The organism is Pseudomonas sp. ICMP 460 (genome assembly GCF_002723595.1).
Lineage (GTDB): Bacteria > Pseudomonadota > Gammaproteobacteria > Pseudomonadales > Pseudomonadaceae > Aquipseudomonas > Aquipseudomonas kitaguniensis.
Genome location: NZ_LKBR01000014.1, coordinates 90,552 through 103,253, shown reverse-complemented (window position 1 = coordinate 103,253; position 12,702 = coordinate 90,552). Strand labels below are relative to the sequence as shown.

The 12,702-nt window shown below is 62.1% G+C and carries 15 protein-coding genes; 14 read left to right on the top strand and 1 reads right to left on the bottom strand.

Features of this window, described 5'->3' with window-relative positions:
• The first annotated feature begins 156 nt into the window (after positions 1-156).
• The 12 genes from nac to AO240_RS12515 all read left to right on the top strand — a co-directional run bounded on the left by nac (position 157) and on the right by AO240_RS12515 (position 9,835).
• A complete protein-coding gene (gene nac, locus AO240_RS12570) occupies positions 157-1,062 on the top strand; it encodes a nitrogen assimilation transcriptional regulator NAC (RefSeq protein ID WP_058412820.1) in 906 nt (301 codons plus the stop codon).
• Between the two features lie 114 nt (positions 1,063-1,176).
• The gene (locus AO240_RS12565; RefSeq protein ID WP_099236751.1) at positions 1,177-1,593 is read left to right on the top strand and encodes a biotin/lipoyl-containing protein; all 417 of its coding nucleotides are present in this window, start codon (positions 1,177-1,179) and stop codon (positions 1,591-1,593) included.
• Between the two features lie 33 nt (positions 1,594-1,626).
• Positions 1,627-2,979 carry an acetyl-CoA carboxylase biotin carboxylase subunit gene (accC, locus tag AO240_RS12560; RefSeq protein ID WP_099236750.1) on the top strand — a complete coding sequence of 451 codons (1,353 nt, stop codon included), beginning with the start codon at positions 1,627-1,629 and terminating at the stop codon, positions 2,977-2,979.
• Entirely contained in the window at positions 2,976-3,647 is a 672-nt protein-coding gene (pxpB, locus tag AO240_RS12555) for a 5-oxoprolinase subunit PxpB (RefSeq protein WP_099236749.1), read from the top strand. The genes accC and pxpB overlap by 4 nt, the downstream gene beginning before the upstream one ends.
• Positions 3,644-4,618 (top strand): biotin-dependent carboxyltransferase family protein, encoded by a 975-nt coding sequence (locus tag AO240_RS12550; RefSeq protein ID WP_099236748.1) that lies wholly within the window; start codon positions 3,644-3,646, stop codon positions 4,616-4,618. Before pxpB ends, AO240_RS12550 begins: the two co-directional genes overlap by 4 nt.
• The gene (locus tag AO240_RS12545; RefSeq protein ID WP_099236747.1) at positions 4,615-5,013 is read left to right on the top strand and encodes a hypothetical protein; all 399 of its coding nucleotides are present in this window, start codon (positions 4,615-4,617) and stop codon (positions 5,011-5,013) included. The genes AO240_RS12550 and AO240_RS12545 overlap by 4 nt, the downstream gene beginning before the upstream one ends.
• Positions 5,010-5,783, top strand: coding sequence for a LamB/YcsF family protein (locus AO240_RS12540; protein WP_099236746.1), 774 nt, complete (start codon positions 5,010-5,012; stop codon positions 5,781-5,783). Before AO240_RS12545 ends, AO240_RS12540 begins: the two co-directional genes overlap by 4 nt.
• A 93-nt stretch (positions 5,784-5,876) precedes the next feature.
• Positions 5,877-6,629: an SDR family oxidoreductase gene (locus AO240_RS12535; RefSeq protein WP_058412813.1), complete on the top strand. Its 753-nt coding sequence runs from the start codon at positions 5,877-5,879 to the stop codon at positions 6,627-6,629.
• Between the two features lie 110 nt (positions 6,630-6,739).
• Positions 6,740-7,441: an amino acid ABC transporter permease gene (locus AO240_RS12530; protein WP_058412812.1), complete on the top strand. Its 702-nt coding sequence runs from the start codon at positions 6,740-6,742 to the stop codon at positions 7,439-7,441.
• 6 nt (positions 7,442-7,447) lie between these two features.
• Positions 7,448-8,191, top strand: a complete 744-nt coding sequence (locus tag AO240_RS12525; protein WP_058412811.1) for an amino acid ABC transporter permease — start codon at positions 7,448-7,450, stop codon at positions 8,189-8,191.
• A 23-nt stretch (positions 8,192-8,214) separates the two neighbouring features.
• A complete protein-coding gene (locus AO240_RS12520; RefSeq protein WP_177445818.1) occupies positions 8,215-8,943 on the top strand; it encodes an amino acid ABC transporter ATP-binding protein in 729 nt (242 codons plus the stop codon).
• A 58-nt stretch (positions 8,944-9,001) separates the two neighbouring features.
• Positions 9,002-9,835, top strand: coding sequence for an ABC transporter substrate-binding protein (locus AO240_RS12515; protein ID WP_099236744.1), 834 nt, complete (start codon positions 9,002-9,004; stop codon positions 9,833-9,835).
• A gap of 165 nt (positions 9,836-10,000) precedes the next feature.
• On the opposite strand, the gene AO240_RS12510 is transcribed toward AO240_RS12515, so the two are convergent.
• Positions 10,001-11,077, bottom strand: a complete 1,077-nt coding sequence (locus tag AO240_RS12510; protein WP_099236743.1) for an aldo/keto reductase — start codon at positions 11,075-11,077, stop codon at positions 10,001-10,003.
• Positions 11,078-11,209: 132 nt separating this feature from the next.
• Between AO240_RS12510 and AO240_RS12505 the strand changes: the two genes are divergently transcribed.
• Together AO240_RS12505 and fetB are read left to right on the top strand one after the other, a co-directional pair.
• Positions 11,210-11,887, top strand: coding sequence for an ATP-binding cassette domain-containing protein (locus AO240_RS12505; RefSeq protein ID WP_099236742.1), 678 nt, complete (start codon positions 11,210-11,212; stop codon positions 11,885-11,887).
• Positions 11,884-12,675 carry an iron export ABC transporter permease subunit FetB gene (gene fetB, locus AO240_RS12500; RefSeq protein ID WP_099236741.1) on the top strand — a complete coding sequence of 264 codons (792 nt, stop codon included), beginning with the start codon at positions 11,884-11,886 and terminating at the stop codon, positions 12,673-12,675. The genes AO240_RS12505 and fetB overlap by 4 nt, the downstream gene beginning before the upstream one ends.
• Positions 12,676-12,702 lie beyond the last annotated feature (27 nt).

Genomic DNA, 12,702 nt, shown 5'->3' with positions numbered 1-12,702 from the left:
CGAATCGCGAGCAAGCCCGCTCCCACAGTTTTGACCGAGTTCGGCTTGGGGTTGGTAAACCCAATAACGGGTATGTACCCAATCCAGCAAACACCCCTATGACGCGCAACAGCGCTGCATCAAACCCCCACTCATCCTTACAAGAGCACCGCCCACTTGAACCTGCGTCGATTGAAGTATTTCGTAAAGCTGGTCGACATCGGCAGCATGACCCAAGCCGCCGATGTGCTGCATGTGGCGCAACCGGCGTTAAGCCAGCAACTGGCAACCCTGGAAGCGGAGCTGCAACAACAACTGCTGATTCGCACCAAGCGCGGCGTCACGCCCACCGAGGCGGGCAAGGTGTTGTATGGGCACGCGCAAATCATCCTGCGCCAGTGCGAACAGGCCCAGAGCGACATCAACGCGACCGGCCAGGCGTTGTCCGGGCAGGTGTCGGTCGGGCTCGCACCGGGCACCGCCGCGTCGGCGTTGTCGCTGCCGCTGTTGCGCACGGTGCGCGAGCGGCACCCAGGCATCCTGCTGTACCTCAATGAAAACTTCGGCACCACGCTGAGTGAACTGATCATGAACGGGCGCATGGACATGGCCGTGCTCTACGGCGGGCGCGAAGTGCATGGCTTGAGTTTCGTCTCGCTGTTGCGCGAGCCGCTGTACCTGGTGAGTGCCGACCCTGCGATTGCAACGCGTGATGACATCCCGCTGGCCGAGCTGGCCGACATGGACATGCTGTTGCCGCGCCCCTACAACGTCATGCGCCGCCTGGTCGATGAGGCCTTTCTGCGCATCGGCCTGGGCGCGCGGGTGGTGGCCGAGATCGAGTCGTCGACCACGCTCACGGCGGCTGTGGCCGACCACTTCGGCTCGACCATCCTGCCGGAGTCGTCGGCGCGGGTGATGGTGGCTGCCACCTCGGTGCACATGTGCCGCATTGTCCAGCCCGAGGTAGAAGCACCGCTGGCGCTGTGCTTGTCCGGGCACTTGCCGTTGTCGGTGCCGGCGCAAGCGGTCAAGGCGATCCTGCTGGAATTGGTCGCGCAGATGCGTGGCAGCTTGATCTGAGTGGTCATAAGGTCGGCTTATCACCCCAAAGCCAAAGCGTCTTGGCTGCTTTTCGAGGGGCTCGGTAGATTGGGCCTATCCACTCAAGACACGCTCGACAGGCAGGGGCCGTACATGGATTCAGCACGTATCAAGGGGTTGATGGATTTGCTCGCCGAATCCGATCTGCTGGAACTGAGCCTCACCGAAGGCGACACCACGCTGCGGCTGTTCAAGCAGCCGGGGCAGGGTGTTATCAGCGCAGCGCCCAGCGTGAGCGTTGCGCCGCCACAACCGGTAGCACCCGCAGCCCCCAGCGCTGTGGAAATCAAGGCCAGCCTCTACGGCGTGCTGCACCTGACGCCCGCTGTCGGCGAAGCGCCCTTCGTGAGCGTTGGGCAAGCCATTGAGGCGGGCCAGACCGTGGCGGTGATCGAGGCGATGAAGATGTTCCACCCGGTCAAGGCCAAGGTCGCCGGCAACGTCCTCGCGGTGCTGGCGCAGGCCGGGGTTGAAGTTGAAGCCGGCCAGGCCTTGTTTCGACTCGGTTAACCCCCACGCGTATTGGTTATTCAGGTGACTACAATGTTCGATAAAGTGCTGATCGCCAACCGTGGCGAAATCGCCCTGCGCATTCAGCGTGCCTGCCATGGCCTGGGCATCAAGACCGTGGCCGTGCACTCCGAGGCGGACCGCCACGCGCAGTATGTGCAAAACGCCGACGAGTCGCTGTGCATCGGCCCCGCCGCACCCGGCCTGAGCTACCTGAACCAGACGGCGTTGCTGTTTGCCGCGAAGGTCAGCGGCGCGCAGGCGATTCATCCGGGTTACGGGTTTCTCTCGGAAAACGCCGGGTTTGCCGAGCGCATTGAAGCGGCGGGCCTGACGTTTATCGGCCCGAGCGCTGCCTGCATTCGCACCATGGGCGACAAAGTCGCTGCCAAGCGCGCCATGCGTGAAGCCGGTGTGCCGTGCGTGCCGGGGCCGGACTCAAGCATGCCGAACGACGATGCGAGCATCCTCGCGATTGCCGCTGAAATCGGCTACCCGGTGATCGTCAAGGCGGCGGGTGGTGGCGGCGGTCGCGGCATGCGCGTGGTGCACGAAGCGGCCGACTTGCTCGCCGCCATCGGCCTCACGCGTGAAGAAGCGCGCCTGGCGTTTGGCAACCCGGAGCTGTATATCGAGAAATTCCTCGGCCACCCTCGGCACGTGGAAATCCAGGTGCTGTGCGATGCCCATGGCCATGCGATCTGGCTGGGTTGCCGTGATTGCTCGCTGCAACGCCGACATCAAAAAGTGCTGGAAGAAGCCCCGGCACCGGGTATTGATCCTGCGCTGATCGCCAAGGTCGGCGAACGCTGCGCCGAAGCGTGCCGGCAGATCGGCTATCGCGGCGTGGGCACCTTTGAGTTTCTGTATGAGGACGGCGAATTCTTTTTTATCGAGATGAATACGCGCCTGCAGGTGGAACACCCGGTCACGGAGATGACCACCGGCATCGATATTGTTCAGCAACAATTGCGCATGGCGCGTGGTGAGGTGCTGAGCCTGCGCCAGCAGGATGTGCAGCTTAACGGGCACTCGCTGGAGTGCCGCATCAACGCCGAAGACCCGAACACCTTTATGCCGACACCGGGCCTTATCCAGCGCTGGGAAGTGCCGGGCGGCTTTGGTGTGCGCGTTGATTCGCATGTCACCACCGGCTATCGCGTGCCGCCGTATTACGACTCGATGGTGGCCAAAGTCATCACGCATGGCGCCACGCGCGAAGAAGCCATGGCGCGCATGCGCCTGGCCTTGAGCGAAATGCGTGTGGAGGGCATCAGCACCAATATCGCGCTGCACCGCGACATTCTTGACGACCCGGCCTTTTGCGCCGGCGGTGTCGACATTCATCACCTGGAGCGCTGGTTACAGCAAAGGAGTCCAACATGAGCACTGCCGATCGGCACGCTGGCCCGACCATCAGCCTGTTGGGCTCCAGCGCCTTGCTGTTCGAAGCGCCGGGCGAACTCGACCTGGCCCCGCAACAGCGCATCTGGAGCCTGGCTTTACTGGCCGGCGAATGGCCGGAAATTCGTGAAGCCGTCCCCGGCATGAATAACTTGATGCTGACGTTTCTCACGCCGCCGCGCGAGCTGGATGCACTCTGCGACCGCCTCTTGCAGGCGTGGGAACACAGCCAGCCGCTGCCGCTGCAAGGGCGTATCGTCGAGCTGCCGGTGGTGTATGGCGGCGAGTTCGGCCCGCACATGGCCGATGTGGTCGCCCACACCGGGCTGGACATCGAGACCATTGCCAACCTGCACTGCGAACCGTTGTACCCGGTTTATGCACTCGGCAGCCACCCCGGTTACTGCTACCTCGGCGGCATGGACCCACGCCTGGCCACGCCGCGCCGCCAAGTGCCGGTGCTGAATATCGGCGCCGGTTCGGTGTCGATTGGCGGCGTACAAACCGGCGTGTCTGCGTCGGCAGGCCCGAGTGGCTGGAACACCATCGGGCGTACCGAAATGGCTTTTTTTGACCCCGCCCAAACCCCGCCAGCCATCCTGCGGCCAGGCGATTTCCTGCGCTTGCGCATCGAGAGGATCATTCGATGATCGAGATTCTATCGGCCACCGCCCTGGCCACTGTGCAGGACTTCGGCCGCTTCGGCAGCCTGGGTTACGGCGTGGGTACTTCGGGTGCGATGGACCCGTTGGCGCTGGCCTTGGGCAATGTGTTATTGGCAAACCCCGAAGACGCCGCCGCAATTGAAATACCGCTGTTTCCGTTCGACGTGGGGCTGTTGCAGGACTGCGCGTTCGCCGTGACCGGCGCCGTGTGCGACGCCACCCTCGACGGCCAGCCGCTGCTGCCGAACTGGGTGTATCAGGGCCTCGAAGGTCAGGTGTTGAGCCTCGGTTACCCCACGTCAGGTAGCCGCGCTTACCTGTGCCTGGCCGGAGGCGTGGATGTGCCGATGGTGCTCGGCTCCCGCAGCACGCAACTGCGCGGCGAGTTTGGTGGACTGGACGGCCGCGCGCTGCAGCAAGGTGATCGGCTGGCGGCGTTACGCCCTGGCATCAGCCCATTGGCGTTGGACTTTGGGGTGTTGGCACCCAGTTTGGCGCTGCCCTTGCAGGTGGATGGAGTGCCCGCCATGCGCGTGCTGCCGGCCGCCGAATATGAACGTTTTCAGCCCGCCTCGCGTGCAGCCTTTTGGGCCGGTGAGTGGAAGATCACCACCCAGAGCAATCGCTACGGCTACCGGCTGCAAGGTGAGCCGCTGCTGCCTGTGGCGCCCATGGAAATTCGCTCGCACGGCATCGTGCCGGGCGTTATCCAGGTGCCGCACGGTGGCCAGCCGATTATCCAGATGCGCGACGCCCAACCCAGCGGCGGTTACCCCAAGTTCGGCAGCGTGATCGAGGCCGACCTGTGGCGGCTGGGCCAGGCGCCCATCGGCAGCACCGTGCGCTTTGTCGAGTGCAGCTACGGTGAAGCCGTCGAGGCGCTGCAAACCAATCGCCGTTACCTGCGCGAAGTCAGCCGCCTGGTGGGCCTGCACCGTGAGGGAGTTAACGCATGAACATCGACGAAATTCGCCAACTGGCGCAGTGGCTCAAGGAACACCATTTGGCCGGCGCCGAGCTGAGCCGACCGGGCGTGCACCTGGCGCTCAAACGCAGTGTTTCGGCCGAAAGCAGCGGGGCGGCGGCGCCTGCGCCCGTTGCGATTGAACCCGACGTGCTGCGAACCACCGGCCTTGGCCGTTTGCTGCTGACTCCTCCGCAACTCAGCGAACCGTGGGTGGCCGTGGGTGACCACATCAAGGCTGGTCAACTGGTCGCGCTGTTGCAAGTGGGCGAGTTGCTGTTGCCACAGCGCAGCCCTTACGCGGCGCGGGTGGTCGATGTACGCCTGCCGTGTGGCAGCACCGTGGGTTATGGCGAAGCCTTTATGGGCCTGGAGCGTCAGCCATGAAAATTGATTTGAACGCCGACCTCGGCGAGGGCTTTGGCCCGTGGTGCATGGGCGAAGACGAAGCGCTGATCAGTCTGGTTTCGTCCGCCAACGTCGCCTGCGGTTTCCACGCCGGTGACCCCTTGATCATGCACAACACGGTGCGCCTGGCCAAAACCTGTGGCATTGATGTGGGCGCGCATGTCGGCTTCCCGGACCTGGTGGGCTTCGGCCGTCGGCAGATGAACATCGAGATCAAGGAATTGGTCGCCTGTGTGATTTACCAACTGGGTGCGCTGGCGGGCATCGCGGCGGTCAACGGCCATCGCATGACCCACATGAGTTTCCACGGCGCGCTGGGCAATATGGCCGCTGCCGACGCCGCGCTGGCCGAGCCGTTGGTGCGCGCGGTGGCGGCGTTTGACCCCAGGCTGATCATCAGCTCTTCAAGCAGCCGTGCCATCGAAGGCGCGGCGGATAAATGCGGCTTGCGCGTGGCGACCACGTTTCTCGCCGACCGCGCCTATGACGATGACTGCTTGCTGGTGCCGCGCTCCGTCGAAGGCTCGGTGATCAAGCAACCCGCGGCGGTGCTGCGCCGGGTGCGGCAGTTGCTGGAGGAGGGCAGCGTGACCGCCCTCAGCGGCAAGCTGCTGAAGGTCCCGGCCCAGTCGATTCTGCTGCACGGCGACACCCCCGGCGCGGTTGAGCTGGCGCGTACCATTCGCCAGGAAATCGAGCAACTGGGCGGGCAGATTACGCCGATTTCGCAGCTGTTGGCCGCGTCATAAGCAGGCCTTATCGCCACACAACCATTGCGTCTTGGTCCAGCGCCTGAAGGCTGGATACAGTCGAACCATCACCCGTAGCACAAGGATTTCTCCATGCCATTTTCCGACTACAAAACCGCGCTGGTCACCGGGGCCTCCTCCGGCATCGGCGCCGCCGTCGTCGAACGTCTGTGCCAGGAAGGCGTGCAGGTGCATGCGCTGGCCCGCAGCGCCGACAAGTTGCAGGCACTCGCGGCGAAAACCGGCTGCATCGCCCACGCGATTGACGTAACCGACCTGGCTGGCCTGACCCGGCTGTTCGCCGAACAGCGCTTCGACATCCTGGTCAACAACGCCGGTGTCGACAAACCAGGCTCGTTGCTCAAGGCCGATGCCGCCGGTATCGACCTGCTGATCGACGTCAACTTGCGCGCCGTGCTGCACCTGGCGCGCCTGGCCTTGCCGGGCATGGTCGAGCGCGACTGTGGGCACATCATCAACATCAGCTCGATTGCAGCGGCCTACAACTTTGGCGGCAACTCCACCTATCACGCGACCAAGGCGGCGGTGAGCATGCTCTCGCGCCAGTTGCGCATTGATGCGTTCGGCAAGCGCGTGCGAGTTACCGAGATCTGCCCCGGGCGTGTCGCCACGGATATTTTCGCGCATGTGCACGGCGATTCCGAAGAGACCTACAAGCGCTTCGTCGAAGGGTTTGAATTACCGCAGGCCGAAGACATCGCCAACGCCATTGCCTTTGCGATTGCCGCGCCGATTGCCGTCAACATCGGCCACATGGAAATCACCCCGACCTTGCAAGTACCGGGCGGGCTTTCGACCGCACGGCCACAGGACTACCAGGGCTGACTACCCGCCGCTTTAAAAGAACGGATTGATCCGTCAGCGCTGCACCCCCGCCACGGCCACGCCGGGTGATTTTATTTTCTGCCCTAGCCCAATGCCGATAGGGATTGACCATGAAGCAAGACTTCGATTTGGCCGCGATCATGCAGGGCGAATATGCCGAGCTGATCGTCAAGGGCATCGAAATGACCTTGCAGCTGGCGTTATTCGCTTGGCTGCTGGCGATGGTGCTGGCGCTGACACTGGTGACGGTGCGCCTGACCGGCAATAAACTCGCCGACCGCCTGGTGGCGGGGTACGTGTCCTACCACCGCAATGTGCCGACCCTGGTGCAATTGATGCTGTGGTACTTCGGCGTGCCGACGCTGCTCAGCGAGTCTGCGCAGTTGTGGCTGGCCAACCACAACACTGAATACCTGTTCTCGGTGATTGCCTTGGGGCTGTGCCAGGGCGCGTACTTCTGTGAAGACATTCGCAGCGGCCTGCGCGCGATTCCCGCCGGGCAGACCGAAGCGTCAAGGGCGTTGGGCCTCGGTTACGTGCGCTCGATGCGCTATGTGATCCTGCCGCAAGGCGTGCGCAATTGCCTGCCGTCGCTGATCAACCACACCGTGCTGTTGTTCAAGAACACCAGCCTGGCGATGGCCATCGGCGTGATGGAACTGACCTACGCCACCCGCGAAGTCGAGAACTACACGTTCCGCACCTTTGAGTCGTACCTGGTGGCCACGCTGTTCTACCTGGTGTTTTCACTGCTGCTGATGGGCGCCGGCGCGTTGCTCGCCCGGCACTTCAGCAAAGCCCTGGCGAGGTAGACGGCCATGTTCGATATGTTTGCGATAGTCCAGCAAAACTGGACGCTGTTGCTGATCGGCCAATACCCGCACGGGCCGTTGGGCGGCCTGGCGAGTACGTTGATTTTGGCGGCGCTGGCGTTGTTGCTGGCGTTCCCGTTCGGTTTGCTGTTGGCGTTGGCGCGGGTCTCGCCGTGGAAAAGCCTCTACCTGTTCGCCACGGTGTGGGTCTACATCTTGCGCGGTATCCCGTTGCTGATGGTGATCTTCTGGACCTACTTCCTGGTGCCGTTGCTGATCGGTCATAACATCACCGGGTTCATGACCATGCTCTGCACGCTGGTGATTTACCAAAGCGCCTACCTCTGCGAAATCATTCGCGGCGGCATTCAGGCCTTGCCGAGCGGCCAGTACGAAGCCTCGCGCGCCTTGGGCCTGGGCTACGTGCGCACCACGCTCTGGGTGATTTTGCCGCAGGCGTTGTACAACGCGCTGCCCAGCTTGATCAGCCAGTTCATCTCGATCATCAAGGAAACGTCACTGGGCTATGTGATCAACGTGCAGGAAGTGACCTTTGCCGCCAACCAAGTCAACAACCAACTGCTGACCAAGCCGTTTCAGGTGTTTTTTATCCTGGCGATCATCTACTACCTGCTGTGTTTCGGCCTGACGCGTCTGGCCGGTTGGGTGGAACAGCGCATTGCGCGCAAGCGCCTGGGTGATGGCGGGCAAACCGTGCCCGGCCGTCCGTTGCTGACCACTGATAATTGAAGAGGGTTGCGCTCATGCATCCAATGATCATGTTTTCGAACATCAATAAATGGTACGGCGAATACCAGGCGCTCACCGACATCACGGCGCAAGTGCAACCCGGCGAAGTGGTGGTGCTGTGCGGCCCATCGGGCTCGGGCAAGTCGACCTTGATCCGCACGGTCAACCGCCTGGAAGACATTCAAAAGGGCCAGATTTTGTTCGACGGCCAGGACGTGCACGGCACCGACGCGCAGATCAACCGCTTGCGCAGCCGTGTGGGGTTCGTGTTCCAGAGCTTCAACCTGTTCCCGCACCTGTCAGTGCTGGAAAACATCACCCTGGCGCCCAACAAACTGCGCAACCTCAAGGGCGCGGCGGCAAAAACCAAGGCCATGGAACTGCTCGACCGTGTCGGCCTGGCGCACAAGGCGGGCGCCTACCCGGCGCAGCTCTCCGGCGGCCAGCAACAACGCGTGGCGATTGCCCGCGCCTTGGCGATGGAACCGCCGGTGATGTTGTTCGACGAACCGACCAGCGCACTCGACCCGGAAATGGTCGGTGAAGTGCTGAGCGTGATGAAAGGCTTGGCCAAGGACGGCATGACCATGATGTGCGTGACCCACGAGATGAACTTCGCCCGCGAAGTGGCCGACACCATCTGGTTTATGGACGCGGGGCAGATTCTGGAAAAGAGCACACCCGAGGCTTTCTTCAGCCAGCCTTCGCACCCGCGAGCGCAACGTTTTATCGCCGACCTGCGGGCCCATTGAGCTGCAGCGGCGTTGCTCCCTCTGCCCTTTTGCTGGTTCAACTTTCTGGAGATTTACCATGCGTATGAAGCACCTGTTGACCGCGCTGGCACTCGGCCCACTGACAATCGCGGTGGCTCAAGCCGACCAATTGAGCGACATCATGGCCAAGCAATCCTTGAGCTGCGGCGTGTACGCCGACGTACCGCCGCTTTCTGCGCCAGACCCAAAAACCCGCGAGCTGGTGGGCATGGACGTCGACCTGTGCAAAGCCCTGGCGAAGACCTTGGGCGTGGCCCTGGAGCTCAAGCCGTTGTCGGTTGAAGCGCGCATTCCCGAAGTAAAAATGGGCCGTGTCGACGTGATTTTCGCCAACCTGGCCTACACCAAAACCCGCGCCGAACAGATCCAGTTCAGCGACCCGTATTACATCGCCAAGGAAACCCTGGTGGTGCGCGCGGCGAATGCTGATCAGCCGAAAAGCTTCTTTAAGGACAAGCGCATCAGCTCGACCAAAGGCTCCACCTCCGAGCAGTCGATTCGCATGGCTGGCGCTACCCCGGTGACGTTCCAGGACACCGGCTCGGCTTACATGGCCCTGCAACAGAACAAAGTGGTGGGCTTGGTCACTAACACCATGACCGCGCTGAAATTGGTCAATCAGGCCAAGGCCGGCGGTGTGGAATTGGCGTTGGCCAAAGAGCCGATGGCGCTGGAGCCGATTGGCGCCGGTATGCGCCGTGATGAGCCGGCGTTTCTGGCCAAGGTTAACCAGGCGTTGATGACGATGGAGACGGCCGGGGAAATCGACGCGATCTGGGACCGCTGGATTGGCCCGAATACCGAGTACAAGATGGTCCGTGAGGACAAGGTACAGAGCTTGAGCGCGCTGAAGTTTGATCCGCTGCCTTAGCGCGAATAGCGCGGCCCGGGGTTGCTGGAGGTGAGCTTCAGTGGGAGCGGGCTTGCTCGCGATTGCGATACGTCAGATACGTATTTTTAACTGACACACCGCTATCGCGAGCAAGCCCGCTCCCACAGGTTGAGCCGCTGTGTTTGGCAGATTCGCACTCAGGGCTTATTTGTCCTTGCGCGCGTCCATGGTCTTCTGGTGCTCAGCCAGGAAGGGCTGCTCCGCCGGATCAAAACGGTCGATCCCGGCGGTAAAGCGATGCCAGTACGGATACAACGGCTCACGGCGCGTCACCGCTTCGATGCGCGCAAACTGCTCTTCGGTAAGCTTCAGTTCAGTCGCCGCCAAATTGTCACGCAAGTGTTCTTCAGTGCGCGCACCGACGATCAACGAGGTAATCCCCGGGCGGTCCTTAAGCCACGCCAGGCACGTACGCGCCACCGAAACACCGTGCTCGTCACCGACTGCCGCCAGCGTCTCGATAATATCCAGCGCGCGCTCCTGATCATGCACATAGGGTTCCGGCCAGCCGCTACCCTGACGCGTATTCGCCGGCGGCTTGCGCCCGCGACGTGTCGAACCGGTCAACAAACCTTCGCCCATCGGCCCCCACACCAGCGTACCCACCGACTGGTCCAGCGCCAGCGGCAGCAACTCGTACTCGGCTTCACGCGATTCCGGCGTGTAGTAAATCTGTTGGGTAATCGGTTTGAGCATGCCGTGCAGCTCGGCTTTACCCAAGGTTTTCATCATCTGCCAGGCAGTAAAGTTGCTGGTGCCGAAGTAGCGAATTTTACCCGAGCCGACCAACAGCCGCAGGGCTTCGAGCGTCTCCTCGATCGGCGTCATGCCGTCCCAGTTATGCAGTTGGTAGAGGTCGATGTGGTCGGTGCCCAAGCGCTTCAAACTGGCTTCGCAGGCACGGATAAGGTGGTAGCGCGACGAGCCTGAGTTGTTCGGGTTTTTATCCACCGGGCTGCGGCCCTTGGTGGCCAGCAGGATGTCGTGGCGCTTGTCGCCCAAGGCTTTGCCGACCACTTCTTCGGCCAGGCCGTGGGAGTAGAGGTCGGCGGTGTCGACCATATTCACCCCGGCGTCGAACGCGATATCGAACATGCGCTTGGCCTGAGGCACGTCCACCGAACCGCATTTTTCGAACTCGGCGCGACCGCCAAAGGGCACGGTGCCGAGGATAATTTCGGATACCAGCAGGCCCGAATGGCCCAGTTGTCGGTATTGCATGTCGTCTCCTACTTTTACGTTACACGTGAAGGTGTGAACGACGTGGGTGGCGATAGTTTGAATTTTTTCATGAAATCTTGCCGCGCCTGCCGCACCATTACGCCCGACATGACCAAGAGGAACATCGCGTCCATGAGCGCACTGATAGAAACCCGCGCCCTCACGCGCAGCGATGAGCGTCGCCAGGTGGCGTTGCTGCAGCCCACCGATTTCACCTTGAACCGCGCCGATCGCGTGTCGATCACCGGTTCCTCCGGCTCCGGCAAAAGTGTGTTTTTGCGTGCGCTGGCGCTGTTGGATACACCAAGCGGCGGGCAGATTCTGTGGAATAACCAGCCAATCGTGAATGCACAGATTCCGCACTATCGGAGCCACATCAGTTACCTGTCGCAGCGCCCCGCGCTGATTGAGGGCTCGGTGCAAGATAATCTGCGTTTCCCGTTTGGCCTCAAGACCTTGCGCCAGCGCAGTTTCGATCTGCCGGCGGTCACCGCGTTGCTCGGGCATGCCGGTAAAACCCCGGACTTTTTGGCGAAAAATGCGGGTGACCTGTCGGGCGGCGAGTCGCAGGTGGTTTCGCTGATTCGCACGTTGCAACTGAACCCCGAAGTGCTGTTGCTCGACGAACCCACCGCAGCCCTGGACCCGGCGTCGTCGCGCGAGGTCGAGGCACTGATCGAAGCGTGGTTTGCCGGCGATGCCGCGCGTGCTTTTATCTGGGTCTCGCATGACCTGGATCAGGCTCAGCGAATGAGCACGATCCACCTTCAGATGGCTGCCGGTGTGTTGAGCGGAGCAGACCCGCGATGAATTATCAAAACCTCACGGCGCTCGACATGGGCATCGCCGCTTCACTGATTCTGGTCAACGGCGCGCTGTCGCTGCTGTTGCGACTTGGGTTGGGGCGCCAATTGTTGTGGGCAGCGGTGCGCACCGTGGTGCAACTGCTGGCCATCGGTTACTTGCTGGGTTGGGTGTTCGAGTTCGCCTATTGGTACGTGGTGCTGCCGCTGATGTGTGCGATGACCTTGATTGCCGGCCTCTCGGCGGCAGGGCGCGGGCGCCGGACTTATCACGGGCAACGTGTGGACAGTATTGTATCGGTGTGGGGCAGTTCGTGGCTGGTCACCGCGGTCGGGTTGCTTGCGGTGATCCGCATCCATCCGTGGTACGAGCCGCAGTACGCGATCCCGATTTTGGGGATGATCCTCGGCAACACCCTGACCGGCGTGTCGTTGGGCATTGAGCGCATGACCCAGGAACTGACCTCGGGCCGCAACACCATCGAGATGATCCTGGCGCTCGGCGGTTCTCGCTGGGAAGCGGCGCAGGAAGCGATCCGCCAGGCGGTACGCGCCGGGATGATTCCGACGCTGAACCAGATGACGGTGGTGGGCATCGTCAGTTTGCCAGGCATGATGACCGGCCAGGTGCTGGCAGGGGAGAGCCCGGTGGATGCAGTACGCTATCAGATCGTGATCATGTTTCTGATCGCTGCGTCGTCGGCGCTGGGCACCGTGGGCGCGGTGCTGCTCACGTATCGGCGGCTGTTTTCCAAGAGCCACCGGTTTTTGCGCGACCGACTGGAAGAGCGCTGACGGCTAGTCGCGGGTTTGTTTGGCAAG

Excerpts from the sequence above, each read along its gene's own strand:
- AO240_RS12565 (WP_099236751.1), top strand. The coding sequence starts at position 1,177 with ATGGATTCAGCACGTATCAAGGGGTTGATGGATTTGCTCGCCGAATCC.
- accC (WP_099236750.1), top strand. The coding sequence starts at position 1,627 with ATGTTCGATAAAGTGCTGATCGCCAACCGTGGCGAAATCGCCCTGCGC.
- pxpB (WP_099236749.1), top strand. The coding sequence starts at position 2,976 with ATGAGCACTGCCGATCGGCACGCTGGCCCGACCATCAGCCTGTTGGGC.
- AO240_RS12550 (WP_099236748.1), top strand. The coding sequence starts at position 3,644 with ATGATCGAGATTCTATCGGCCACCGCCCTGGCCACTGTGCAGGACTTC.
- AO240_RS12545 (WP_099236747.1), top strand. The coding sequence starts at position 4,615 with ATGAACATCGACGAAATTCGCCAACTGGCGCAGTGGCTCAAGGAACAC.
- AO240_RS12540 (WP_099236746.1), top strand. The coding sequence starts at position 5,010 with ATGAAAATTGATTTGAACGCCGACCTCGGCGAGGGCTTTGGCCCGTGG.
- AO240_RS12535 (WP_058412813.1), top strand. The coding sequence starts at position 5,877 with ATGCCATTTTCCGACTACAAAACCGCGCTGGTCACCGGGGCCTCCTCC.
- AO240_RS12530 (WP_058412812.1), top strand. The coding sequence starts at position 6,740 with ATGAAGCAAGACTTCGATTTGGCCGCGATCATGCAGGGCGAATATGCC.
- AO240_RS12525 (WP_058412811.1), top strand. The coding sequence starts at position 7,448 with ATGTTCGATATGTTTGCGATAGTCCAGCAAAACTGGACGCTGTTGCTG.
- AO240_RS12520 (WP_177445818.1), top strand. The coding sequence starts at position 8,215 with ATGATCATGTTTTCGAACATCAATAAATGGTACGGCGAATACCAGGCG.
- AO240_RS12515 (WP_099236744.1), top strand. The coding sequence starts at position 9,002 with ATGCGTATGAAGCACCTGTTGACCGCGCTGGCACTCGGCCCACTGACA.
- AO240_RS12510 (WP_099236743.1), bottom strand. The coding sequence starts at position 11,077 with ATGCAATACCGACAACTGGGCCATTCGGGCCTGCTGGTATCCGAAATT.
- AO240_RS12505 (WP_099236742.1), top strand. The coding sequence starts at position 11,210 with ATGAGCGCACTGATAGAAACCCGCGCCCTCACGCGCAGCGATGAGCGT.
- fetB (WP_099236741.1), top strand. The coding sequence starts at position 11,884 with ATGAATTATCAAAACCTCACGGCGCTCGACATGGGCATCGCCGCTTCA.